Origin of the sequence: Streptococcus sp. 959, assembly GCF_013277075.1 — a bacterium.
Taxonomy (GTDB): Bacteria; Bacillota; Bacilli; order Lactobacillales; family Streptococcaceae; genus Streptococcus; species Streptococcus pseudopneumoniae_C.
Genome location: NZ_VMMF01000010.1, coordinates 57148 through 81768, shown reverse-complemented (window position 1 = coordinate 81768; position 24621 = coordinate 57148). Strand labels below are relative to the sequence as shown.

Sequence of the window (24621 nt, the reverse complement as noted above, 5' to 3'; positions counted from 1 at the left end):
GTGAGTAGTTGACTTTTGTTGACATCAACAAAATTAGTAGATATGGGGCTTATATGGGCTTGAAGCTCGAGAATCCACGCGCTTCAGGATTGTTGAACATTGTGGCGCGTGGATATGGTGTAAGTCGCTTTTTAAGTGCAAGAGTTGTATAATAATGTTGTAAATACCTAACCTTTCGCTTATTTTCAGTTAGGTACTATCAGACAAGTTGGCAGTAGCTAGCTTGTCTTTTTTTGTTGCTATTTGTCAATTTTGCCCATTTTTGCGATTTAGTCTGTAAAATTGGCTTTCTATTCTTCAATTTCCCCTGTTTTTGCACAATAGACCATGAAAAAGGGGGTATTCGTTTAGCAAAAGAGGGGCTGAGATTAACCTTAAGCGTCTGAATGAGATAATTCTAGATTTTGAATTCTTTCCAGTATTTCACCTTCAAGCTCTGTTAATTTTTTTGATAAGTCCGGAATTTTTTGGGGATCTAGTCCGTGGATAATATATTCATTGTTATTATTTATATTGTTATTTAATATCACTTGCGTTTCTTTGAATGCTTGTGAAATGTTACGTTTTAATCTATCCAATACATAATAGTTGACTTCCTTAACATTTAACCATTTTTCTTTTACCGCAACGCTGTTTTGAGAAAAATGAATTAAAAATTGCTCTTTGTCTCTGAAAGAGTTAGAAGGATATTGTTTGTTAGGATTGAAATAAATATCATTCAATTCTGTCATAATAAAACGAGTCAATATATCGTCAATCCCGTCTTCTATAAGTTTTTTATAAAACTCTGATAGTTCGTGTCTAGCAATTTCATCTAAATTGTTGTGGAGAAAACGAGGGTCTAAATCTGATTTTTTTACATGCAAAAAATCAGCAAGTTTTTGAAGATTTCCAGCAGTTGGCATTGAACGACCTTTTACATATCCTGTCAAAGTGCTTTTAGGAATACCAAGAGCGTTATGTAAATCTACTTGCCTTATATTTTTTTCTTTCATAATTCTATTAAGATTTTCAGAAAAAAACTCTCTATTTTTTAAATCTTGAGGGCTATTTTTTGCCATGTTAAATCATCTCCTTTTTCTTAATTATAGCACAAATACATAGACGTAGTACGAAAAAAATAATATTTTTCTAAAAAACTATTGACATAGTACGAAAAAAAGCGTACACTATAACCAAGTCCAAAAGGAAAGGAGTTGCTAAATGGAACAGATAACGCTAAAAGCGGCACGTATTACGGCAGGTTTTACACTTCGTGAAGTTGGTAAAAAACTTAACCGAAGTTTTCAGACTATCGCAAAGTACGAAAAAGATAGTACTAAAATACCAATTGACTTATTGCAAGACTTGACCTCTCTTTATAATGTTTCGATGGACATTATTTTTTTAGGAGAAAGTACGAAAAAAAGCGTACAAAAATAGAAAGGCAGGCAAGCAATGAAGAGGAACTATACAAGGGTCATCGATGAAATGCGAACCACTCACGGGCTGAACTTGGTAGCTATTGGCCAACGAATAGGCATAGATCCCCGAACAGTTGGCAAGTGGGCACAGGGCAAGCATAAGCCCAACAAGGAAAGCAGAAAAAGACTAAATCAGTTATACAGAGAGGTTAAGAAAGACATGACAACACAGCAAAAAGATTTATGTGATTTTTTTGGGAACTTCTACCCCAAAGGAGAACAACATAACAAAAAGGAAGTTTTGGAAGTTGTAACAACTCAACGATTCGGATCTAAATATTTTGATGTTTATGGAGACATTCAAAATCCGTTATTTGTAGCGGTAGAGATTGCTGAGATGATTGAAATCCAAAACACCACAGATTTACTAAAACGGGTAGATGATGATGAAAAGCTGACCTATGTAATATCTAGGGCAGGTCAAAAAAGAGAAATGAATATGCTGACAGAGTTCGGAGTCTATGAAGTTTTATCGCAGTCACGCAAACCACTAGCAAAAGAGTTTAAAAAAGTGGTCAAGCACATTCTGAAAGAAATCCGACTAAACGGCTACTACATGGCTGGGGAATTGGTGGAAGAACCACAGACCACTATAAAAGCCCCTGACACGTTGGCAGAGGCAGAGCGGTATTATATCGACACACTAGCCAAAGCCATTGCAGAGGCTCAGAATATGGACGAGAAGAGCCGTCTGACAAGCAAGCTGACCAGATTTATGCAGGAGGTAGAACCACAATGGAACTAGTCTATATGGACGGTAAAAAAGAGCCGTATACATTAAGCAGTATTGTTGCAGAATGTGCAGACGTTAAGCACAGACATTTAAAAATTTTGCTGAATAAGCACCGAGAGGACTTTGAAAGCTTTGGAAAGGTGCAATTTAAAATTTCACCTTCAGAAAGTGGGCAAAATGTACGGGACTATATTTTAAATGAACAACAAGCAACATTGCTGATCACTTACTTACGAAATACAGAACCCGTAAAAGAGTTTAAGAAGAACCTAGTCAAAGCCTTCTTTGAAATGCGTGAGGAACTTTCTAAGTTTCGTATGCAGAGGGCGCTAGAAAAGCCAAAAAGAAAAACACTGCATGACAGTATTGAGACATGGACTAATGCACCCAAGCACGCGCATAGCACCATGAATAACCTGCTACTAAAAGCAGTAACCGACAGGAACGCTAAGCAGTTAAGGGAAGAACGTGGGGGCTATAATGGCATCGATAGCTTGACCAGTGACGAGCTGGAGCAATACCAGGCATTTGAGGACATGGTAATAGCCATGATCGGCTTGAATATGAGTTATCAAGAAATCAAAGCTATGGCATTCAGAAATAAAAAAACACGCCAAAGAAGCGCGTGAGAGCAACAAAAAAAGGCTTAGCAATAACCACACCGCAAAGCCTTTAACACTAACACTAAAACGAATTTAACAAAGCAGGCAAGCTATTATCAAAGAGGTTTTAGTAAGATTTATACCTAGATTATAGCATATTTAGGGCAATTTGACCATACGGAGAGCGCCAACTCTTAAAACTGGTACTTTCTCACGCTTTCAATTTGGCGAGTCTGAGCGTGAGGATATCGTCTATAAGAAACAACTCAAAAATCCCCACACTCAAATTTTGGTCGAGGAGAGTGTGAGGCATGTGGCAGGAAAACGGCATTAAAAAGCCCCATGCTCAGAAATTTGGCGACCGAGAGCATGAGGCTGTAGGCAAGAAAAACTGTATAAGAAACAACCATTCAAAATCCCCACACTCGCCATCGCAAAACTTTGAGTGTGAGGATATCCAGTATAGTAAAAAAGCATTAAAAAGCCATCAGGGCAATTACACAACATAGGAACAGAGGTAAAAGTATGGCAGAAACAACATACGAGATTTTAACTAGACGTATAGATAGAATTAATGCAGAAATGCGAGAAATTGGCGAAAAAAATGGGCTTAATAGCCTTTCGTTATTGGCAAGTCAGACAAAATCCATCAAAGAAGATTTATCCCGTTTACTTTGGATTGAACTTCCTGAATTGAATGACCGCCATAAAATCGAGGCAGTTTCTAAAAGCACTACGGGAATGTTTTTCCACCCTGGTATTTTTGAAATGGACGCTATGCGACAAGCCTTCTTTAAACGCCAAGCAAAGCACTTTTTTGACAACGAAGCAGAGCAACAGGCGTATATAGAGCATGCTGAAAAGGAGTATTTAGAGGCTACTGTAACCTTAAAAGATATTCTTTTTAACTCTAAAAATGGAACTCAGAGAGTAAATAAAAGTTGTCTTATAGAGAAGTTTGAGGAGGCAATGCAATGACACTGGACCTAGACAACATGACACAAGCAGAATTTGATGGACAAATGGCTGAAATCAAGGAGAGGAATCCGAACCTCTTCCAGTTTATTGCTGATTTTGTAGATAGAAAAGTAAGCACCGAAGAGGTGGACGAGTTCCTGAAGATGGAGCGAACTGATCAAGTGGACTATATCAAGAATTACAAAGCGAGGGCATGACATGAATGAATTAGATTTGACCAATACACAGGCGGTAATCTCTATGATGGTACTGATTGGCTTACTGCTTTATCTAAACCACCGAGACCGCAAAAAAAGCGCCCAATTTGAGCGAGAAAACCAACAGACGATAGAAACACCTAGCGAGGATTTAAACCCTGATTATGGGCGATATATCCAGCTTGCAGGGGTAAGAGTTTACGGAGGGATGAAATGAGTTACATAGTGAAGATATACCTTGATAGTGAAAAAATACCAGATGAACCTTATTTTACTAAAGATATTTTTCTAGCTACGTGTATGGACAATGCAACAAAGTTAGCTGTAACTATGGGCTTGTTGACAAAACAAGCGTTTGATTTAGAGACTAAGACAGCTATTTTGAAAACCTTGGATACAATCATAGAAACTCAAAAAGATATTTTGCAAGGGGTAGTGAGCGGACAAATAACCTTTGTGAATAAAAGCAAAGGAGAGGAGGAACTGAATGAGTCTATCAGAGAATGACAAACGAGTATTAAGACTAATCAAGGTAGGGGCTGAGAACTCCATAACAGGGGCAGAAATCAGCCTGATCACTAAGCTAGCAGAAAGAACCGTGCAAGATATTATCAGCCGTCTAATCACGCGCCATAGCGTTCCTATTGTTGGGGTTCGCCATGGGACATTTAGAGGATATTTTATCCCAGCTAACAAAGAGGAGCTACTGGACGGAGCAAAAACATTTTACAATCAGATACGAGAAGAAGAAAAGCGCCTAGCGGTGTTGATGAACAGCGACCTAGAAAGCTACAAAGAAACCTTGAAGGAGGTGGGCGGATATGTTTAGCCTAAGCCGAGAAAGTGAGCAAGACCTAGTGCATGGCATTCTGGAGGTAGTGGAAAGATACCATGAAGCGCGTGATAGACTCAAACCACGACTGACAGGCTTAATATCAGCCCAGGAAGTCATGGACGAGTTAGATATAAAATATATGACACTCCAAAAATGGGAAAAAGCAGGGCTAAGACGATACCATCCACCGCTTGAAGATACAAGAAAGGTTTACTATAAAATAACTGACATCTGGAAGTTTCTGGGGGTAGAAAATGGGTAGATACATGACAGAGCCAGCTTATGCTGGTATGAAGTTAGCCAAGGAAGATAAAACCAAGGTCAGACGCCCAAAGTTGAAGCAACTCAAAGAACGGAAACAACTGAAGAAACTGAGGAAGAAACGTCGGAAAGGGAGCTGATATGACGATTTACGAGGCTAGAGGCTTTCAGGGTAATCTTGTCTATCCATTTGATAAAATTGAGCCGTTCCAGTACATTGAACGCTTTAAGCCTTTGGTAGTCCCTGAAGGGGCAAACATTGAAGAATTTAAACGTACACAAGCGCCTTACTGTATAAGTGGCAAAGTGACACCAGAAAAGCATGGCAGTTACAAGCGAAACAACTCCAGTCTAATCTATCGGGATTTGATTTTCCTTGATTATGACGATATACAGGGGACGTCTGAGGGCTTTATAAAGGCTGTTTCTAGCGCTTTATTTGGCTACTCCTATATCTTATACCCGACTATCAAACATAGCTTAGAAAAGCCCCGTTTTCGCCTTGTAGTGAAGCCTAACAACGTGATGAATGAGGCAACCTATAAGCAGGTAGTTAAGGAGATAGCGGACAAGATTGGGCTACCCTTTGACATGGTCAGTCTAACCTGGTCACAACTCCAAGGGCTACCAGTAACAACAGGCGACCCAGCAAGTTATCAAAAGGTTGTGGAGCATGGCCTAGATTATCCAGTCCCCAAGGTTGAACCAAGAGCGAAGCAAGAAACTACGGAGCGTTACAAGCCTAGAGCAAGTGGCCAGAGGTCAATGACCATGAGAATTATTGACACGCTTTTTAATGGCTTTGGAGATGAGGGAGGGCGCAACGTAGCACTGACACGCTTTGTAGGTTTACTCTTTAATAAGTGGGTTGATTGCGACCTAGAGACCGCCTACGAGCTGACAAAGATAGCTAATAGCGTGACAGTTGAACCATTGCCTATTGAAGAGCTAGACCGCACTTTTAGCAGTATAGCACGGGCTGAATATAGAAAGAGAGGATAGAACCATAGAACTAGAAGAATTAGGAAACCTAGAAAGTGAAATCTTAGAGGCGCGTGAAAGCGAAGATAAGCACTTTAAGACTTTCAAAGGTGTTAGGGGACAGCTTATCAAAGAGTGTCAAGAAATCAAGGACAAGGCTTATCAGCAAGCTTATGAAGAAGTTATGGCAGACAGCAAACACCTTGAAAATGTAAAGGCAGGCAGGTTGACCGAGGCCCAGCATGAAGAACTAGCCCAGCAGAAAGGCGAGGAAAAGAGCAGTAAGGCCTTACCAACTAATCCGCTGGGAGTTGCTATTATGTTAAAAAAGTACGTCCGATTTATTAGAATTAAGCCAGAGGCACAAGGGCAAAAAGCCCCATTATATTTCTATAATCCTGATTTTGGTATCTGGTTAGAGGATAATGAATTTTTGCAAGATCTTATTTCTGTCATTTATCCAAACGCAACGGAAAAACAGGCATTTGACACGCTTTATAAAATAGCTAGACAGAGCCAAATGAGGGAAATCCAAGGCAATTATACTGTAATTGGGAAACAGCTATACAATGCTAAGACAGGCATTTTTGAAGAAACGACACCAGAGATTACAGCAACAAGAAAGATAAAAACAGGTTATAGCCCTGGAGCAGAAGAGCCTATAATTAACGGCTGGAAGCCGACAGCTTGGCTTTTAGAGTTGTTTGACGGTGACAAGGAGCTTTATAACCTTGCTATCCAGATTATAAAAGCAAGCGTCACAGGGCAGTCTTTGCAAAAAATCTTTTGGCTTTTCGGTGAAGGTGGAACAGGAAAAGGAACTTTTCAGCAGTTACTTATAAACCTAGTTGGTATGGAAAATGTGGCAAGTTTGAAGATCACTGGTTTAACAAAAAGTCAATTTTCAACGTCTATATTATTGGGAAAGTCGCTTGTAATCGGTGATGATGTACAAAAGGACGCAGTAATTAGAGACACTTCAGATATGTTTAGCTTAGCAACAGGCGACATAATGACCATAGAGGACAAAGGGAAACGCCCTTATAGCATACGCCTTAATATGACGGTAGTACAATCTTCTAATGGTTTACCAAGAATGAACGGGGATAAATCAGCTATTGATAGGCGATTTAGAATTTTACCTTTTACCAAAATATTCAAAGGTAATCCTAACAAGGCTATCAAAGACGATTACATTAACCGCAAAGAAGTGCTGGAGTACCTGGTTAAGTTGGCTATTGAAACACCAATCGCTGACATTAACCCTACGAAGTCTATTGAAATACTTGAAGAACACCATAAAGACATGAACCCCGTTATTGATTTTGTTTCTAAGTTTTTTACTGATGAATTGACAAGTGAGTTTATTCCTAATAGTTTTGTCTATCACGTTTGGAAAGGTTTCCTAGAATACTATGGTATTAAAGAAAACAGGTCAGAAATGGGCTTACATCGAGAAATCAAAAGCAACCTGCCTGAAGGTTTCGCAGTTGGCCAGAAGGTTATCCCTGCAGGGCAACAGATCCATAAAGGTTTTTATCCTAAAGAAGACCTACCGCCGTTTGCAAGCGTAGCCTATGCTAATGGTAGGGCAACACCCGAAAAGCAGAAAAAGCCAAAGAATGAACGCGGGTATTACAACCATTGGCCAGAGTACAAAAAGAGAAGGAAAAGAAAATAAGAATTTTATACACTTTACACAGTAGGGCAAAAATTTTATACACTTAAAAACGTTGTCATATCAAGGGTTTTATACACTTTATACGAAAAACACGGAAATAAAAAAATTTCCTTATATTATGTTTTAAAAATGGGGTCCCTATTATCCCTATATATGTTTTTATTTTAATGTATAAAGCGTATAAAGTGTATAAAACAATAGCAAAAACCTTGGCATTACTGACTTTATTTTTTATACACTTTTAAAAACAAGTGTATAAAATTTGTAAGAAGCGTATAAAAAAGGGGACAGAAAAATCAATTAAGTACAAAAGGAGTAAAAAACATGAAAATTAAACTATTTTTTTATTACAAATGGCAACAATCACTAGAAAATTTTGAACAGGAAGTAAATGATTTTATGGCGACCGTGCAGGTAATTGATGTAAAACATTCAACCGCAACCGTAGGAGATAGTGATGGTATGGGTGCGATTGCTGGTTTGCTAGTATTATACAGATAACAAAATGGGGTAGATAGTACCGACCCCCTTGCAATGGTGTAACTACTAGTGACACCCTTAAAACAGAAAGAGGAAAAACAACATGACATTAAAAACATTTTCAGATAAAGCAAAAACATTCACTTTCACTTACTATTTTTGTGATCAGGCGACCGCTCAAGTAGCAGGTCACGCGCTACTGGGATATATGACTGGAACATATTGCCAGCCTGTAATCTCATTGACCTACAAGGATAAGGGAACGCTTGTCGCTGAGTATGTGGAAGATCACAAGCTAAACAAGACTTTCAAGCGTATTTGTGATAGCTTTAAAGACTACCACAAACAACCAGAAGAGGCTGAAGCATTTGAGGAACGTTATAAACGGGAGCGCGTGCTTCAACTCAAAGAGTCAGAGGATTTTGAGAGTTTGCTGGAGAAAGTAACAGACTACGAGCTAGAACTATTAGACTATGCTGATCGCTTGCTTTCTGATAAGCCTATCCCTATGGACTCTATGACCGCTTTTGGTACGTTGGAAAAGCTGGGCGATGAAAGTATTAGCCTACTCCAAAAGTTGGACGTAGAGGGCGAATATAAAGGCCTTGCTGGTTATACAGAGCATTTGAAGTAGAACACAGGGGAGCAATCCCCTTTTTGCTATCAAGTCAATAGTTTTGGGTTTTTCCATATAGGGGGAAATAATGAAGCAGTTAGCAATAGAAACAATCACTAAACCAATGAAGCTGAGAGGAATATCTAAGGGTATAGCAGAGTTGGACGGTAAACGTTTAGAGATTGATTTGGATAATTTAATGATTGATTTTGGTGTAGAGTCATTTGAATTAGACAGAATAGCAGGAACTAAGGGAGGTAATCGATATTTCTTTCTTTGCCCTGATTGTGGTAGACGGTGCAGGTTGCTTTATAAACGGTATTTATATTTTAGTTGCGGTACTTGTCTAGATATCCACAAGAGTACCCTGAACCGTAGCAAAACGGATTGCCAATACTACTGGGAGCTTGCACTAAAAGAAGCCAGAAAGGTAGAACCAGGGTGGAGTCCTAGACGTGGTAGATATATGTTTGATGGTTTCCCTGAAAGACCAAGGTATATGAAGCGTGACAGGTATCATAAGCACTATAAGAAGTTTTTGAAGTATATTGAAAAAGGGGATAGATTTTGGCTGAATGGTTCGAGATTGTGAGACAATATGAAGTAGTGTGCAATTTACAAAACGAACAAATACTACATATTAGACGGTTTGAATGTTAAAAAAAGCTAGATATATCAAGGATTTAAGTAAGCAGAGCGTTCCAAAAAAGGGTGAGGTTTTGGTGAGGTAGCATATATAAAAAGTATAAGATTAGTATAAGGTTGTGTATTTAAAAATACTAAGGTTTTACAAAGGTACAGGGCTTTTTTTCTAGTGATAGAACCACAAGATAGAGAGGTTTACCGAGGGTTAGAAAAGGTGAGATTTTTCTTAGGTAGTGGCAGTAAATATGCCTGACAAATGGCAGGGTTATGTGTGTTGAACTCCGAGCGAACGCCGAGAAAATGCAAAAAAAAGCCAGCACAGGGCTGACTTACTTTCTGAGATTCCAGAGGATGGCAGGGAGTGAAAACCAAGTTACAATAGATGAAGAGGCTTGGGAACTTGTCTTACCTGATCAGTGGAATTTGAGCGGTGAGCATGAAAAAGCAATCCGTGAGGGATTGGAGATATTCGCCCAAGACATCAACAGCATAGAGAACGAGAGAGCCAGAAAATACTTCATTATCCATTATTGCTACATGAGAAAGAAAACAATGAGCGAATGCGTAGAAATGGCAGGTACTAGCTCCACTAGCTACCACCGATACAAACAGATAGCCGTCTTAAACTTTGCGAGAATCCACCAGAACGGAGAGCTAGAAGCATATAAGTAGGCGTTTGTGGTGTTTTGTTGAGAAATGTTAAGATTTAAGTGAGGGGGATGACATGATTGAAGATTTTTTGATTGATCTGGAGAATATCCAATTAGAGGATATGGAGATAGATTTAAACATGGATTTTGAAATAGATGTTGACCTTGATGGTTTAGATTTAACCTTACTACAAGAATTAGAAGCGTAAATGTTGGCAAATGTAGGCGTAGGCTTCATATTCGCCCCCTATTTCGCTTGGTTTCGTACTGGACAACTAAAGCACCACGGACAAACTACAAGCCCTTAGAAACGAATCTGGGGGCTTTTGTGAGGCCATAATCTTATAAACCACGCGCTTCATGGTATAATATACCTATCAGCAACCAGCAATAAAAAAAGCACGTTTGACCGTGCTAGTTTCTTGCCTGCTGAACTCGTCAAATCTTAGCCCTTTTGTGGGGCTTTTTTGCTCCCCTTTTTGCGTACTTTGGGGGAGCAAGTAGTAAAAAGTAATGTTAGTGTTTTTTGTTCAAAAGCGCGTGATATAAGGGTCAGGAAGCCCTAAGAAAACATAAAATAAGAAGTTTTTTATTATACTACAAAATCGGCCTTTTGGGTAATAGAATCTCACTTTTTTTGGTATAATGGTAAGCAATAATGGACTAGAAAGAACAAAGATGCAAGATAAAATTGTCATTCATGGGGCGCGTGCCCATAATTTAAAAAATATTGATGTGGAGATTCCGCGAGACAAGCTGGTTGTTGTGACCGGCTTGTCAGGTTCAGGGAAATCCAGTCTGGCCTTTGATACCCTCTATGCGGAGGGACAACGTCGCTATGTGGAGAGCTTGTCAGCCTATGCTCGTCAGTTTTTGGGAAATATGGAGAAGCCTGATGTAGATGCCATTGATGGTCTCAGCCCAGCTATTTCCATCGACCAGAAAACGACTAGTAAAAACCCTCGCTCGACGGTAGGAACCACGACTGAAATCAATGACTATCTGCGTCTCCTCTACGCGCGTGTGGGGACGCCTTACTGTATCAACGGGCATGGGGCTATCAAGGCTTCTTCTGTGGAGCAGATCGTTGATAGGGTCTTAGAATTGCCAGAACGCCAGCGCCTACAAATCTTAGCACCAGTTATCCGCAAGAAAAAAGGACAGCACAAGAGCGTCATTGAAAAGGTTCAGAAAGATGGTTATGTCCGTGTCCGTGTGGATGGGGAAGTCTATGATGTGACCGAAGTGCCAGAGTTGTCCAAGAGCAAGCAACACAATATTGATGTCGTAGTTGACCGTATTGTCATCAAGGAGGGCATTCGTAGTCGTCTCTTTGATTCCATTGAGGCTGCCCTTCGTATTGCAGAAGGCTATGTCATTATCGACACTATGGACGACTCTGAGTTGCTCTTCTCTGAGCATTATGCCTGTCCAGTTTGTGGCTTTACTGTTCCAGAGTTAGAGCCACGTCTCTTCTCCTTCAATGCTCCTTTTGGTTCTTGTAGTGAGTGTGACGGCTTGGGCATCAAGCTGGAGGTGGATACTGATTTGGTAGTGCCAGATGCCAGCAAAACCTTACGTGAGGGGGCGCTAGCACCTTGGAATCCTATCTCTTCTAACTATTATCCAAATATGCTAGAGCAGGCCATGACGGCCTTTGGAGTGGACATGGATAAGCCTTTTGAGGACTTGTCAGAAGAAGATAAGAACTTGATTCTCTACGGCTCAGATGGCAAGGAATTTCATTTCCACTATGAGAATGAATTTGGTGGTGTGCGCGATATTGACATTCCATTTGAAGGAGTTGTCAATAATATCAAACGTCGCTACCATGAAACTAATAGTGACTACACGCGCACCCAGATGCGTCTCTACATGAATGAGCTAACCTGCGGAACCTGTCACGGCTATCGTCTCAATGACCAGGCCTTGTCTGTCCGTGTGGGTGGTGAGCAAGGGCCACATATCGGAGAAATTTCAGACTTGTCTATCGCAGATAACTTGGACTTGGTGAGCCAGCTGACCCTATCTGAAAATGAAACCATCATTGCTCGGCCTATTCTCAAGGAAATCAAGGACCGTTTGACCTTCCTTAATAACGTGGGTCTTAACTATCTAACCCTGTCTCGTTCGGCAGGAACCCTTTCGGGTGGTGAGAGTCAGCGTATTCGTTTGGCAACCCAGATTGGATCTAACCTATCAGGCGTCCTTTATATCCTAGACGAGCCGTCGATCGGGCTCCACCAGAGGGATAATGACCGTCTGATTGCCAGTTTGAAAAAGATGCGTGATTTGGGCAATACTCTCATCGTGGTGGAACACGACGAAGATACCATGCGTGAGGCGGATTACCTGATTGACGTTGGTCCCGGTGCCGGTGTTTTTGGTGGGGAGATTGTTGCTGCAGGAACTCCCAAACAGGTGGCTCGCAACAGTAAGTCTATCACAGGCCAGTACTTATCAGGTAAACGTGCTATTCCAGTACCAGAAGAGCGTCGTGTGGGAAATGGTCGCTTTATCGAAGTGATAGGAGCTCGTGAGAATAACTTGCAAAATGTTACCGCTCGTTTCCCATTAGGAAAATTCATCGCGGTGACAGGGGTATCGGGTTCAGGGAAATCTACCCTAATCAATAGCATCCTCAAAAAAGCCATTGCCCAGAAGCTCAACCGCAATTCAGACAAGCCTGGTAAGTTTAAGACCATCACAGGGATTGAGCATGTTGATCGTTTGATTGACATTGACCAGAGTCCAATCGGACGAACGCCGAGGTCCAACCCAGCTACCTATACAGGAGTTTTTGACGACATACGTGACCTCTTTGCCCAGACAAATGAAGCCAAGATTCGAGGCTACAAGAAGGGGCGTTTCAGTTTCAACGTCAAGGGTGGTCGCTGTGAAGCCTGCTCAGGTGACGGGATTATCAAGATTGAGATGCACTTCTTGCCAGATGTTTACGTGGCTTGTGAAGTTTGCCATGGAACCCGCTACAACAGTGAGACCCTAGAAGTTCATTACAAGGAAAAAAATATCTCGCAAGTCTTGGATATGACTGTCAATGATGCGGTGGAGTTCTTCCAACATATTCCGAAAATTCAACGCAAACTTCAGACTATCAAGGATGTGGGACTTGGTTATGTGACATTGGGGCAACCTGCTACCACCCTTTCTGGGGGAGAAGCTCAGCGTATGAAACTGGCTAGTGAACTTCACAAACGCTCGACAGGAAAATCTTTCTACATTCTGGATGAGCCGACAACAGGGCTTCATACTGAGGACATTGCTCGCTTGCTTACAGTCTTAGCTCGCTTTGTAGACGATGGCAATACAGTCCTTGTTATAGAGCACAATCTAGATGTTATTAAGACTGCAGACCATATTATTGACTTGGGTCCTGAGGGCGGTGTCGGCGGTGGAACCATCATCGCAACAGGAACTCCAGAAGAAGTAGCGGCCAACGAAGCCAGCTACACAGGACACTATTTGAAAGGAAAGTTACATCATGAATAAACGCATACAAGCATTTCTATCTAAAATGCAAGAAAAAGAACTGGATGGAATCATCATCAATAACCTTAAAAACGTCTATTATTTGACTGGTTTTTGGGGCTCAAACGGAACAGTCTTCATCAGCCGTGACCGTCAGGTCTTGGTGACAGACTCTCGCTATATCATTGCAGCCAAGCAAGAAACCAGTGGTTTTGAGATTGTGGCAGATCGTGATGAATTGGCTGTCATTGCAGGAATGGTTAAGGACATGGGCTTGTCTCGAATCGGTTTTGAGGACGAGATTTCAGTATCTTATTATCACCGTATGCAGGCAGCTTTTGCAGGAATTGACTTGCTTCCACAAACTCAGTTTGTTGAAAGTCTTCGAATGATTAAGGATGAAGAGGAGATTGCAGCGATTCGCAAGGCTTGTTCTATCTCAGACCAAGCTTTCCGCGATGCGCTTGACTTTATTAAGCCAGGAAAGACTGAGATTGAGATTGCCAACTTCCTTGACTTCCGCATGCGTGAGTTGGGAGCATCTGGCTTGTCTTTTGACACCATTCTAGCTAGCGGTATCAATTCTTCTAAACCCCATGCCCATCCTATGCACAAACCAGTTGAGCTGGGAGAAGCTATTACCATGGATTTCGGCTGCCTCTATGACCACTATGTCAGCGATATGACACGGACTATCTATCTAGGGCATGTTAGCGACGAGCAGGCAGAGATTTACAATACGGTTCTAAAAGCTAACCAAGCCTTGATTGATCAGGCTAAGGCAGGATTAGGTTTCCGTGATTTTGACAAAATTCCTCGCGATATTATCATCGAGGCAGGCTATGGCGACTACTTTACCCACGGTATTGGACACGGTATTGGACTGGATATCCATGAGGAACCCTACTTTAGCCAGACTTCTACAGAAACTATTAAGGCAGGTATGGCATTGACAGATGAGCCAGGTATCTATATTGAAGGTAAATACGGGGTTCGTATCGAGGATGATATCCTGATTACAGAGACAGGTTGTGAATTGTTGACCCTAGCTCCAAAAGAGTTGATAGTCATTTAGTTATTTGTCAAGAAAAAAGTACGAAAATGACGGAAAAAGTCAAAAAAATTTAAAAATAGGTCGCAAGTCGGATGTTTTTTATGGTATAATAGACTAAACTGATAGTAACATGTAGCGAAAGGGGTAGGTACATGATTAAAATTTATACAGTCTCAAGTTGTACTAGCTGTAAAAAAGCAAAAACCTGGCTCAATGCCCACCAGTTAAGTTATAAAGAACAAAACCTTGGTAAAGAAGGAATTACGAGAGAAGAATTACTGGATATTCTGACCAAAACAGATAACGGAATAGCCAGCATCGTCTCATCTAAAAATCGCTATGCCAAAGCCCTTGGAGTGGATATTGAAGATTTGAGTGTCAACGAAGTTCTCAATCTGATTATGGAAACACCGAGAATTTTAAAGAGCCCAATCCTTGTAGATGAAAAACGCCTGCAAGTTGGCTATAAGGAAGACGATATTCGTGCCTTCCTACCACGCTCTGTCCGTAATGTAGAAAATGCAGAAGCACGTTTGCGTGCAGCTCTATAAACATCAAGGCTGGGAGCAATTCTCAGTCTTGTTCTGTTTTAATCTGAAAAAGAAAGAAGAGAGAAATGAAAAAAATTGTTCTTGTTAGTCTAGCTTTCCTTTTTGTCCTGGCTGGTTGTGGGCAGAAAAAAGAAACTGCAACAGCTACAAAAACAGAAAAGGATACGCTTCAGTCAGCATTGCCAGTTATTGAAAATGCCGAGAAGAATACAGTTGTAACCAAGACTTTGGTCTTGCCCAAGTCAGGTGATGGTAGCCAGCAAACCCAAACCATTACATACAAGGATAAGACTTTTTTGAGCTTAACGATTCAACAAAAGCGTCCAGTCTCTGATGAATTGAAGACTTATATTGACCAACATGGAGTGGAAGAAACTCAAAAAGCTCTTCTCGAGGCGGAAGAGAAAGATGAATCCATCATAGAAGCTCGTAAATTGGCAGGCTTTAAGCTTGAAACCAAATTATTAAGTGCAACAGAACTTCAAACAACGACCAGTTATGATTTTCAAGTTCTGGATGTCAAGAAGGCTTCTCAGTTAGAATATTTGAAGAACATTGGTTTAGAAAATCTCTTGAAGAATGAACCAAGCAAATATATTTCAGACCGATTGGCAAATGGTGCGACAGAACAATAGAAAATCCAAATAAATAGACTGCCTGAATTGTAGAACGTAAGGAATTATGCTATAATGGTACTATTCTAAGGAAAGAGGGTGTTAGAATGGGATTTACTGAAGAAACAGTACGTTTTAAATTGGACGATTCCAATAAAAAAGAAATTAGCGAAACTTTGACTGATGTCTATGCTTCGTTGAACGATAAGGGCTACAACCCAATTAACCAAATCGTAGGCTACGTATTGAGTGGAGACCCTGCCTACGTTCCTCGTTATAATAATGCACGAAATCAAATCCGTAAGTATGAGCGTGATGAAATCGTTGAGGAGTTGGTTCGCTACTACCTAAAAGGACAAGGAGTCGATCTGTAACCTATGAGAATTATGGGATTGGACGTCGGTTCAAAAACGGTAGGGGTGGCTATTAGCGATCCGCTCGGTTTTACAGCTCAAGGGCTTGAAATCATCCAAATCAATGAGGAGCAAGGCCAATTTGGTTTTGACCGCGTTAAAGAGTTGGTTGATACTTATAAGGTGGAACGATTTGTAGTGGGCTTGCCTAAAAACATGAACAATACAAGCGGACCGCGCGTGGAAGCTAGTCAAGCATACGGAGCAAAGCTAGAAGAGCTTTTTGGTTTACCAGTAGACTATCAGGATGAACGCTTGACAACAGTGGCTGCTGAGCGCATGTTGATTGAACAAGCAGATATCAGTCGCAATAAGCGCAAGAAAGTCATTGATAAGTTAGCAGCTCAGCTGATTTTACAAAATTATTTAGATAGAAAATTTTAATATAAAGGAGAGGCTATGTCACACGATCATAACCACGACCACGAAGAACGTGAACTAATCACACTAGTAGATGAGCAAGGAAATGAAACCTTGTTTGAAATCCTTTTGACGATTGACGGAAAAGAAGAATTTGGTAAAAACTATGTTCTTCTAGTACCAGTTAACGCAGAAGAAGACGAAGACGGACAAGTTGAAATCCAAGCTTACTCATTCATCGAAAACGAAGATGGAACAGAAGGCGAATTGCAACCAATCCCAGAAGACTCAGAAGACGAATGGAACATGATTGAAGAAGTCTTCAATAGTTTTATGGAGGAGTAAAAATGTTCAGTGAACATTTTTACCCCAGTTCCTTAAAATAAGAGAGAACTGGTAAGTCCGGGGGACGTTTTTAGCCCACGTTAATATTCATAGTAGCTAGTTATTAGCTAACCAGGTAAGAGGTCGGGACGAAAATCCTGGCCTCGTTTTTGTTAGTTATGAGACTTTATTGAAGCAGTTGATTGAACCTGTAATTAAGGAGATGTATATGTTTGAAGTAGAAGAATGGCTTCATAGTCGGATTGGTTTGAATTTTAGATCAGGTTTGAGCCGAATGCAACAAGCGGTGGATTTATTAGGAAATCCGGAGAAATCTTATCCCATTATCCATGTGACGGGGACTAATGGGAAAGGATCTACCATTGCTTTCATGAGGGAGTTATTCATGGGGCATGGAAAAAAAGTTGCGACCTTTACCTCTCCTCATATCGTCTCTATCAATGATCGAATCTGCATTAATGGGCAACCAATAGCCGATATAGACTTTATCCGTTTAGCTGAGCAGGTCAAGGAGATGGAAAAGACGCTTCTACAAACCCATGATCAGTTGTCTTTTTTTGAATTGCTGACCTTGATTGCTTTTCTTTATTTTAGGGAACAAGAGGTGGATTTGGTTTTATTAGAAGTGGGAATTGGTGGCTTACTTGACACGACCAATGTGGTAACTGGAGAGATTGCTGTTATCACCTCTATCGGGCTCGACCATCAGGAGACCTTGGGTGATAGTCTAGAAGCAATCGCAGAGCAGAAAGCCGGTATTTTCAAGGCTGGTAAGAAGGCAGTGATTGCTAAGCTGGCTCCAGAAGCTAGGCTTGTCTGTCAGAAAAAAGCCGAATCTTTAGCTGTTGCCCTTTATCAGGCAGGCCAGAATTTTTCAATGATGAATGGTGATTTTTCAAGTTCTTTAGGTACTCTTTCCCAGCTGAAAATAGGATTAGAAGGGGCCTATCAGCAGGAAAATGCTGCCTTGGCGCTACAAGCATTTCTTCTCTTTATGAGAGAAGGAAGGGAAGCTGTTGATGAACAGGTTGTAAGACATGCTTTGGAGAAGACCCATTGGGCTGGTCGTTTGGAGCGTATTCGCCCGCAGATTTACTTGGATGGTGCCCATAACCTCCCTGCCTTGACTCGCTTGGTTGAATTTATCAAAGAAAAAGAGCAGGAAGGCTATCGACCTCAAATCCTATTTGGAGCCTTGAAACGCAAGGATTATCAGGGAATGTTGGCTTATCTGACTGAAAATTTGCCTCAGGTGGAACTAAAGGTGACCGGCTTTGACTATCAAGGGGCTCTGGAGGAGACAGATGTAATAGGTTACGATGTGATTCCTTCTTACCGAGAACTTATCAGCAGTTTTGAAGCAAGGGCAGACGCGCAGGACTTGTTGTTCATTACTGGGTCTCTCTATTTTATCTCAGAAGTACGGAGTCACCTACAGGAGCATGAGCAGATAAATTGACCTCTCTAGCAAGTCTTAGTCTCTTAGTAGCATGTTCACAAAGAGTTCAACAGGTTCAACAACCAGCAGCTCAACCGCAATCACAACCTGTTGCTTCATCTTCCACAGAAAATACAAACCAGGCAGCGACAAGTTCTTCACAAAATACGCCTGAGGCTCAACCAACTAATATTGATGGAACTTATACTGGTCAGGACGAAAGAGACCGTATCACTTTGGTAGTGACTGGTACAACTGGCACCTGGATACAGGTAGAAACTGATGGGGAACAAGAAATCAAGCAGGTTAGCTTTGATGCCTCTAATCAACGCATGATTATTGGGGATGATGTCAAGATTTATGCAATCAATGGAAGTCAGATGATTATCGACGATATGGATAGAGAGGCGTCTGATCGCATCGTTTTATCAAAATAGACTAGAAGGAGACTGGATTTTTCGGTCTCTTTTATGATTGCTCAGAAAAATAATCATAAATACTTGCCTTCTGTCGAATACCTGAGTTATACTAGTATCAATTACCTGTTTTTAGCATTCAAACTATCAAGGAGGGGATATGAAATATAGAAAATTTCAATTATTGATGTCCAAGTATGGCTTTAGTCTTTCGATTATGTTACTTGAGCTTTGTCTTGTTTTTGGTCTCTTTCTTTATTTAGGGCGTATGGCCCCTATTCTTTGGGTAATTGTCTTAATTTTTATGAGTATGGCGACTATTGTCGCAATTGTCAATCGTTCAATGACACCTGATAGTAAAGTGATGTGGTTAGTGGTGACTTTTGTTCCTGTCATTGGCCCCTTGCTCTATCTGATGTTTGGTGAAAGACGATTATCCAAAAAAGAAATCAAGCAGTTGGACAAACTTGGTTCTATGCATTTTCGGGAGGATAATAGTAAAGCTCTCCGCCAGAAATTGAAGGAAGAGGATAAGGCGGCTTACGGAGTTATCAAATCTTTGTTAAGTATGGATAGTAACGCCGATGTCTATGATCGAACAGACTCACAATTCTTTTCTTCGGGTGAAAGCATGTGGCAATATATGTTGGAAGACCTCAAGAAAGCTGAAAAGTTTATCTTTCTAGAGTATTATATTGTCGAAGAAGGTCTGATGTGGAATAGCATACTAGACATACTAGAGCACAAGGCAGCTCAGGGTGTAGAGGTCAAGATGCTCTATGATGATATCGGCTGTATGGCAACTTTACCTGGAGATTATACTATTCAACTTCGTAGTCGAGGAATTGAAGCCCATAAGTTTAATAAGGTGATTCCTCGTTTGACGGTGGCTTACAACAATCGGGACCATCGTAAAATCCTTGTCATAGATGGTCAGGTAGCCTATACAGGAGGCATTAACTTAGCTGATGAGTACATCAATCATGTAGAACGCTTTGGTTATTGGAAGGACAGTGGGATTCGCTTAGATGGACCTGGTGTCAAGGCTCTCACCCGTCTCTTTTTGATGACTTGGTACATCAATCGTGGGGAAATCAGCGATTTTGACCAGTATCACTTGGAAAATCAGCCTTGTTCTGGCCAAGGGCTCTGCATTCCTTACGGTAGTGGACCCAAGCCCATCTTCCGTACCCAGGTAGGGAAAAAAGTCTATCAAAGTTTGATTAATCAGGCCACTGATTCAGTCTATATCACAACGCCCTATTTGATTATTGACTATGACTTAACAGAGAGTATTAAAAATGCGGCCATGAGGGGTGTTGATGTCCGCATTGTGACCCCTTTCATTCCGGATAAAAAATTAATCCAACTCATCACAAGAGGGGCCTATCCGGATTTGTTGTCAGCAGGAGTAAGGATTTTTGAGTATAGTCCAGGCTTTATCCACAGTAAACAAATCTTAGTGGATAAGGACTTTGCTGCAGTTGGAACCATTAACTTAGATTATAGAAGTTTGCTTCACCACTATGAAAATGCAGTCTTGCTATATAAAACAGAATCAATCACTGAGATTCAAAAAGATTTTCAAGAGATTTTTTCGGTATCGCAAGAAATTTTCCCTCATACGATAAAAAATAGCTGGTATCAAAAATTGATTAAGGAAATTGCCCAGTTATTCGCCCCTATCTTATAAGAAATCTAGGACTGAGGATACAAACCAGTCCTCTTTTTCTTGTCTTTTACGAATAAGAAGATGTAGGAGGGAAGATGCTGACTCAGAACGAATTAAACTATATCACGACATTTAAACAGACACATTTACACCGATTTCGGGAAATTGAAACCTTTGTGAAACTATGCAAAAAATCACTCAAACACCCATCGCAAGCTGACAATCCTAGGACTTTTTGATATACTAAGACAGATAAATTGAATAGGAGAAACGATATGAGTGTGTATGGTAGAGTAGAAGAAGTTCATCAGGAGAATAGTGAACCTCTAGAATACCAAATCGAACAAGAATCGCATCATCGTGAATCAAGTCGTCTTCCTTTGGTAAAAATCTTACTATGGAGTACGCTTGTAACAGGGATAACTCTAGGAGTACCGCTATTACTCGATTTAATGAGTGCACAGGAAGTGCAGGATTTTTATGCAGGTTGGGCCCTTCATCAGACAGGGAAGATTTACAGCGACTATTATGGAAGTCAAGGTTTGCTTTATTATTTGCTGACTTACGTGACTCAGGGCGGATTTTTCTTTGCCATTTTTGAGTGGTTAGCCTTGGTAGCAGGAGGATTTTTCCTCTTTAAATCGGCGGATACCTTGACAGAGCAAGGAGACCAAGCTGGACAACTGGTGACTATTTTTTACATGCTGGTTACAGGTCTTGCTTTTGGTGGAGGATATGCGACTCTTTTAGCGCTTCCTTTCTTATTCGCGGCCTTTAGTTTAGTTGCGGCTTACCTAAGTAATCCAAGCCATGATAAGGGATTTGTACGGATTGGGTTAGCTTTGGCAGGAGGATTTTTCTTTGCTCCCTTGGCCTCGCTCCTGTTTATTGCTGTAGTGAGTTTAGGCTTGTTGGTCTTTAACCTTGGGCATAGACGTTTTGCACATGGATTTTATCAGTTTCTTGCAGTGGCTTTAGGTTTCTCACTGGTCTTTTATCCAACTGCCTACTATAGTGTTGCAACAGGAAGTTTTGAGGATGCGATTAGTGGAATTTTGTATCCAATTCATTCCATTCGTTTGGTTTCTGTTTCGGCATTGATAGAAAATGTTTTGTTTTATGGGTTGTTGGCTCTTGGCATGGGAGTTTTGGTTTTTGTCTTTTTAGGTCTCTTTCAATCTAAATCCTCTAAACTATATGTCATCTCAGTGCCTGCGAGTTTGTTCCTAATTTTAGGTTTGGTAGTGATTTTCTTTACACAGGATCCTCTACATGCATCCCGTTTGATGCTCATTTTCCCTGTCTTTCTTCTGCTTTTAGTATCCAATATCAAGGGGCAACAGAGTGGTCGTAGCGTTAGAAGAAGACGCAGAGAAGAGCCTGTTAGTCTCTGGCATCGCTATACTAAGGGGAATCTTTACTTACCGATTTTAACTTTGTTATATCTTTTGGCTGTTCCTTTTTTGATGAGGTTTGTCCTTTATCCAGTACCTTATCAAGAACGTGAGCGTCTTGCTGATTTGGTGAAAGAGGAGACAAGTACGGAAGATGCTATCTATGCATGGGATGATACTGCAACTCTTTATCGTAAGAGTGAGCGCTTGTCGCCATCGGCTATTTTGTCCCCGATGCACTATACAGCAACTGAGGAAAACCGGAATAAGCTACTCAATGACTTGAAAGAAAAACAACCCAAGGTGATTGTGGTGAATGATAAGGTAGCAGTCTGGTCTGAAGTGGAAACAATCTTGAAAGAAAATTACCAACTAGTAAAGACTGATTACTCAGAATTCAAAGTCTATAAAATCAAATAACTAAATCAATATCTTGTGTATTTTTAAAAATTTTAGGATTTTTAACACAAGATATTGATTTTTCTTTTTAGAGTGGTATAATACTTTTTAGAAAGAACATTTTAGAAAAGAGCATGCATATGATTGCACTAGAAGAAAAAATTACAATTTTGCCAACTCTCTTCGTCGAGAAACGAGATGGGAGACGTGTTGTATTTGATGTGGACAAGATTGACAAAGCTCTCCACAAGGCGGCTGACAAGGTTATGGATGTGACACCCTTGGTTGAAAAGCGCCTCAATGCTCTGACCGAGCGAATTGTCACAGAAATTCATAGTCGCTTTCCACAGGGGGTTAAGATTTACGAAATTCAAAATATCGTAGAACATGAACTCCTTGAAGCAAAAGAATATGCCCTAGCTGAGGAGTATATTACTTATCGGACACAGAGGGATTTTGAGCGCTCAAAAGCGACGGATATCAACTTTAGTATCCATAAGCTTCTCAACAAAGACCAGGCAGTTGTCAATGAAAATGCTAATAAAGACAGCGATGTCTTTAATACCCAGCGTGATTTGACAGCAGGGATTGTTGGGAAATCAATCGGACTGCAAATGCTTCCTAAGCACGTAGCCAATGCCCACCAAAAGGGGGATATCCACTATCATGATTTGGACTACAGTCCCTATACACCTATGACCAACTGCTGTTTGATTGATTTCAAGGGTATGTTGGAAAATGGTTTTAAGATTGGAAATGCAGAGGTAGAAAGTCCCAAGTCTATCCAGACTGCGACAGCTCAGATTTCCCAAATTATCGCCAATGTTGCTTCTAGCCAGTACGGTGGCTGTTCAGCTGACCGTATTGATGAAGTTTTGGCGCCTTATGCAGAGAAGAATTACCAAAAACATCTCAAGGATGCAGAAGAATGGGTCTTGCCTGAAAAGCCGGAAGATTATGCCTGGAAGAAAACGCAAAAAGACATCTATGATGCCATGCAATCTCTTGAGTATGAAATCAACACCCTCTTCACTTCAAATGGGCAAACACCTTTCACTTCGCTAGGTTTTGGCCTGGGAACCAATCGTTTTGAGCGGGAAATTCAAAAAGCTATCTTGAACATTCGTATCAAGGGTCTTGGTTCAGAACATCGTACGGCTATCTTCCCTAAACTGATTTTTACTCTGAAAAGAGACCTTAACTTGGAAGAAGGGACTCCAAACTATGACATCAAACAGTTGGCTCTCGAGTGTGCAACCAAGCGGATGTACCCAGATGTTTTGTCCTATGATAAGATTGTTGACTTGACAGGTTCTTTCAAGGTTCCTATGGGTTGTCGTTCTTTCCTCCAAGGATGGAAGGATGAAAATGGTGTAGAAGTCAATTCAGGTCGTATGAACCTAGGTGTTGTGACAGTTAACCTACCTCGTATTGCTCTTGAGTCTGAAGGAGACATGAATAAGTTCTGGGAAATCTTCAACGAGCGTATGAATATCGCAGAAGATGCTCTGGTTTATCGTGTCGAACGTACTAAAGAGGCGACACCAGCAAATGCTCCTATCCTTTATCAGTACGGTGCTTTTGGCCATCGTCTGGGTAAAGAAGAAAGTGTTGACCAGCTCTTTAAGAATCGTCGCGCAACCGTTTCGCTGGGCTACATCGGTTTATACGAAGTGGCAACTGTCTTCTTTGGAAATAGCTGGGAACACAATCCAGACGCCAAGGAATTCACGCTGGATATCATTCGTGATATGAAACGCCGTGTAGAAGAGTGGTCGGATCAATATGGTTACCATTTCTCAATTTATTCAACACCATCTGAAAGTCTGACAGACCGTTTCTGCCGACTAGATACAGAGAAGTTTGGCTCTATTCCTGATATCACAGACAAGGAATACTACACCAATTCTTTCCATTATGATGTTCGTAAAAATCCAACCCCGTTTGAAAAATTAGACTTTGAGAAAGTCTATCCAGAAGCAGGTGCGTCAGGTGGTTTCATCCATTATTGTGAGTATCCAGTCCTCCAGCAAAATCCAAAAGCCTTGGAAGCTGTCTGGGACTATGCCTATGACCGCGTGGGCTATCTAGGGACCAATACTCCGATTGACCATTGCTACAAGTGTGACTTTGAGGGGGATTTTGAACCAACTGAAAGAGGATTTGCTTGTCCAAACTGTGGCAATAGTGATCCTAAAACTGTAGATGTGGTCAAACGAACTTGTGGCTACTTAGGTAATCCTCAAGCGAGACCTATGGTCAACGGTCGTCACAAGGAAATAGCTGCGCGTGTCAAACACATGAATGGCTCAACGATTAAAATAGCTGGGCATCAAGTAACAAATTAGAAAGAA

Annotated in this window: 31 protein-coding genes; 30 read left to right on the top strand and 1 reads right to left on the bottom strand. The window is 40.9% G+C overall.

What is annotated here, in order from left to right; translation table 11 throughout:
• Nucleotides 1–374: 374 nt before the first annotated feature.
• Nucleotides 375–1061 (bottom strand): helix-turn-helix transcriptional regulator, encoded by a 687-nt coding sequence (locus HT717_RS09890; RefSeq protein WP_001107588.1) that lies wholly within the window; start codon nt 1059–1061, stop codon nt 375–377.
• A gap of 142 nt (nt 1062–1203) precedes the next feature.
• Here HT717_RS09890 and HT717_RS03585 point away from each other — a divergent pair, with 142 nt between their 5' ends.
• From HT717_RS03585 to nrdD, 30 genes are all read left to right on the top strand, one after another.
• The gene (locus HT717_RS03585; RefSeq protein ID WP_000435333.1) at nt 1204–1422 is read left to right on the top strand and encodes a helix-turn-helix transcriptional regulator; all 219 of its coding nucleotides are present in this window, start codon (nt 1204–1206) and stop codon (nt 1420–1422) included.
• A 15-nt stretch (nt 1423–1437) separates the two neighbouring features.
• Entirely contained in the window at nt 1438–2208 is a 771-nt protein-coding gene (locus tag HT717_RS03580; RefSeq protein WP_000828332.1) for a BRO family protein, read from the top strand.
• Nucleotides 2199–2825 carry a Rha family transcriptional regulator gene (locus tag HT717_RS03575; RefSeq protein ID WP_000424656.1) on the top strand — a complete coding sequence of 209 codons (627 nt, stop codon included), beginning with the start codon at nt 2199–2201 and terminating at the stop codon, nt 2823–2825. The genes HT717_RS03580 and HT717_RS03575 overlap by 10 nt, the downstream gene beginning before the upstream one ends.
• A gap of 284 nt (nt 2826–3109) precedes the next feature.
• On the top strand, nt 3110–3307 hold the full coding sequence (locus tag HT717_RS03570; RefSeq protein ID WP_000267708.1) for a hypothetical protein: 198 nt from the start codon (nt 3110–3112) through the stop codon (nt 3305–3307).
• A 16-nt stretch (nt 3308–3323) separates the two neighbouring features.
• Nucleotides 3324–3776: a hypothetical protein gene (locus tag HT717_RS03565; RefSeq protein WP_000852438.1), complete on the top strand. Its 453-nt coding sequence runs from the start codon at nt 3324–3326 to the stop codon at nt 3774–3776.
• A complete protein-coding gene (locus HT717_RS03560) occupies nt 3773–3973 on the top strand; it encodes a hypothetical protein (protein WP_000171243.1) in 201 nt (66 codons plus the stop codon). The genes HT717_RS03565 and HT717_RS03560 overlap by 4 nt, the downstream gene beginning before the upstream one ends.
• 1 nt (nt 3974) lies before the next feature.
• Nucleotides 3975–4190, top strand: a complete 216-nt coding sequence (locus tag HT717_RS03555; RefSeq protein ID WP_001003772.1) for a hypothetical protein — start codon at nt 3975–3977, stop codon at nt 4188–4190.
• A complete protein-coding gene (locus tag HT717_RS03550; RefSeq protein WP_173304411.1) occupies nt 4187–4480 on the top strand; it encodes a hypothetical protein in 294 nt (97 codons plus the stop codon). The genes HT717_RS03555 and HT717_RS03550 overlap by 4 nt, the downstream gene beginning before the upstream one ends.
• Nucleotides 4461–4802, top strand: coding sequence for a hypothetical protein (locus tag HT717_RS03545; protein ID WP_000058833.1), 342 nt, complete (start codon nt 4461–4463; stop codon nt 4800–4802). Before HT717_RS03550 ends, HT717_RS03545 begins: the two co-directional genes overlap by 20 nt.
• The gene (locus HT717_RS03540; RefSeq protein ID WP_000492148.1) at nt 4795–5070 is read left to right on the top strand and encodes a hypothetical protein; all 276 of its coding nucleotides are present in this window, start codon (nt 4795–4797) and stop codon (nt 5068–5070) included. Before HT717_RS03545 ends, HT717_RS03540 begins: the two co-directional genes overlap by 8 nt.
• Nucleotides 5063–5209, top strand: a complete 147-nt coding sequence (locus HT717_RS03535; RefSeq protein WP_000534152.1) for a hypothetical protein — start codon at nt 5063–5065, stop codon at nt 5207–5209. The genes HT717_RS03540 and HT717_RS03535 overlap by 8 nt, the downstream gene beginning before the upstream one ends.
• A 1-nt stretch (nt 5210) precedes the next feature.
• Nucleotides 5211–6071 carry a primase alpha helix C-terminal domain-containing protein gene (locus HT717_RS03530; protein WP_173304409.1) on the top strand — a complete coding sequence of 287 codons (861 nt, stop codon included), beginning with the start codon at nt 5211–5213 and terminating at the stop codon, nt 6069–6071.
• Nucleotides 6072–6234: 163 nt separating this feature from the next.
• A complete protein-coding gene (locus HT717_RS03525; RefSeq protein ID WP_000785436.1) occupies nt 6235–7731 on the top strand; it encodes a phage/plasmid primase, P4 family in 1497 nt (498 codons plus the stop codon).
• 324 nt (nt 7732–8055) lie between these two features.
• Nucleotides 8056–8232, top strand: coding sequence for a hypothetical protein (locus tag HT717_RS03520; RefSeq protein ID WP_000694570.1), 177 nt, complete (start codon nt 8056–8058; stop codon nt 8230–8232).
• 82 nt (nt 8233–8314) lie between these two features.
• Entirely contained in the window at nt 8315–8845 is a 531-nt protein-coding gene (locus tag HT717_RS03515; RefSeq protein WP_173304407.1) for a hypothetical protein, read from the top strand.
• A gap of 70 nt (nt 8846–8915) precedes the next feature.
• Nucleotides 8916–9419, top strand: a complete 504-nt coding sequence (locus HT717_RS03510; protein WP_173304405.1) for a hypothetical protein — start codon at nt 8916–8918, stop codon at nt 9417–9419.
• Between the two features lie 353 nt (nt 9420–9772).
• Nucleotides 9773–10144, top strand: coding sequence for a transcriptional regulator (locus tag HT717_RS03505; protein ID WP_173304403.1), 372 nt, complete (start codon nt 9773–9775; stop codon nt 10142–10144).
• A gap of 52 nt (nt 10145–10196) precedes the next feature.
• Nucleotides 10197–10331 carry a hypothetical protein gene (locus HT717_RS10040; RefSeq protein WP_257994393.1) on the top strand — a complete coding sequence of 45 codons (135 nt, stop codon included), beginning with the start codon at nt 10197–10199 and terminating at the stop codon, nt 10329–10331.
• A 469-nt stretch (nt 10332–10800) separates the two neighbouring features.
• Nucleotides 10801–13632 (top strand): excinuclease ABC subunit UvrA, encoded by a 2832-nt coding sequence (gene uvrA / locus HT717_RS03500; protein WP_173304401.1) that lies wholly within the window; start codon nt 10801–10803, stop codon nt 13630–13632.
• Nucleotides 13625–14686 (top strand): Xaa-Pro peptidase family protein, encoded by a 1062-nt coding sequence (locus HT717_RS03495; RefSeq protein WP_173304399.1) that lies wholly within the window; start codon nt 13625–13627, stop codon nt 14684–14686. The genes uvrA and HT717_RS03495 overlap by 8 nt, the downstream gene beginning before the upstream one ends.
• 131 nt (nt 14687–14817) lie before the next feature.
• Complete coding sequence (gene spx / locus HT717_RS03490) at nt 14818–15216, top strand: transcriptional regulator Spx (RefSeq protein WP_000591165.1); 399 nt, start codon at nt 14818–14820, stop codon at nt 15214–15216.
• Between the two features lie 65 nt (nt 15217–15281).
• Nucleotides 15282–15851: an SP0191 family lipoprotein gene (locus HT717_RS03485; RefSeq protein WP_173304397.1), complete on the top strand. Its 570-nt coding sequence runs from the start codon at nt 15282–15284 to the stop codon at nt 15849–15851.
• An 86-nt stretch (nt 15852–15937) separates the two neighbouring features.
• Entirely contained in the window at nt 15938–16204 is a 267-nt protein-coding gene (locus tag HT717_RS03480) for an IreB family regulatory phosphoprotein (protein ID WP_000507059.1), read from the top strand.
• 3 nt (nt 16205–16207) lie between these two features.
• The gene (gene ruvX / locus HT717_RS03475) at nt 16208–16627 is read left to right on the top strand and encodes a Holliday junction resolvase RuvX (protein WP_004239076.1); all 420 of its coding nucleotides are present in this window, start codon (nt 16208–16210) and stop codon (nt 16625–16627) included.
• Between the two features lie 15 nt (nt 16628–16642).
• Nucleotides 16643–16948, top strand: a complete 306-nt coding sequence (locus tag HT717_RS03470; RefSeq protein ID WP_000017620.1) for a DUF1292 domain-containing protein — start codon at nt 16643–16645, stop codon at nt 16946–16948.
• A 208-nt stretch (nt 16949–17156) separates the two neighbouring features.
• The gene (locus tag HT717_RS03465) at nt 17157–18407 is read left to right on the top strand and encodes a folylpolyglutamate synthase/dihydrofolate synthase family protein (RefSeq protein WP_049540574.1); all 1251 of its coding nucleotides are present in this window, start codon (nt 17157–17159) and stop codon (nt 18405–18407) included.
• A complete protein-coding gene (locus HT717_RS03460; RefSeq protein WP_049540576.1) occupies nt 18404–18823 on the top strand; it encodes an SP_0198 family lipoprotein in 420 nt (139 codons plus the stop codon). Before HT717_RS03465 ends, HT717_RS03460 begins: the two co-directional genes overlap by 4 nt.
• A gap of 139 nt (nt 18824–18962) precedes the next feature.
• Nucleotides 18963–20495 carry a cardiolipin synthase gene (cls, locus tag HT717_RS03455; RefSeq protein WP_049540578.1) on the top strand — a complete coding sequence of 511 codons (1533 nt, stop codon included), beginning with the start codon at nt 18963–18965 and terminating at the stop codon, nt 20493–20495.
• 254 nt (nt 20496–20749) lie between these two features.
• Nucleotides 20750–22288 carry a hypothetical protein gene (locus HT717_RS03450; protein ID WP_049540583.1) on the top strand — a complete coding sequence of 513 codons (1539 nt, stop codon included), beginning with the start codon at nt 20750–20752 and terminating at the stop codon, nt 22286–22288.
• Between the two features lie 119 nt (nt 22289–22407).
• Nucleotides 22408–24615 (top strand): anaerobic ribonucleoside-triphosphate reductase, encoded by a 2208-nt coding sequence (gene nrdD, locus HT717_RS03445; RefSeq protein ID WP_173304395.1) that lies wholly within the window; start codon nt 22408–22410, stop codon nt 24613–24615.
• Nucleotides 24616–24621: the final 6 nt, after the last annotated feature.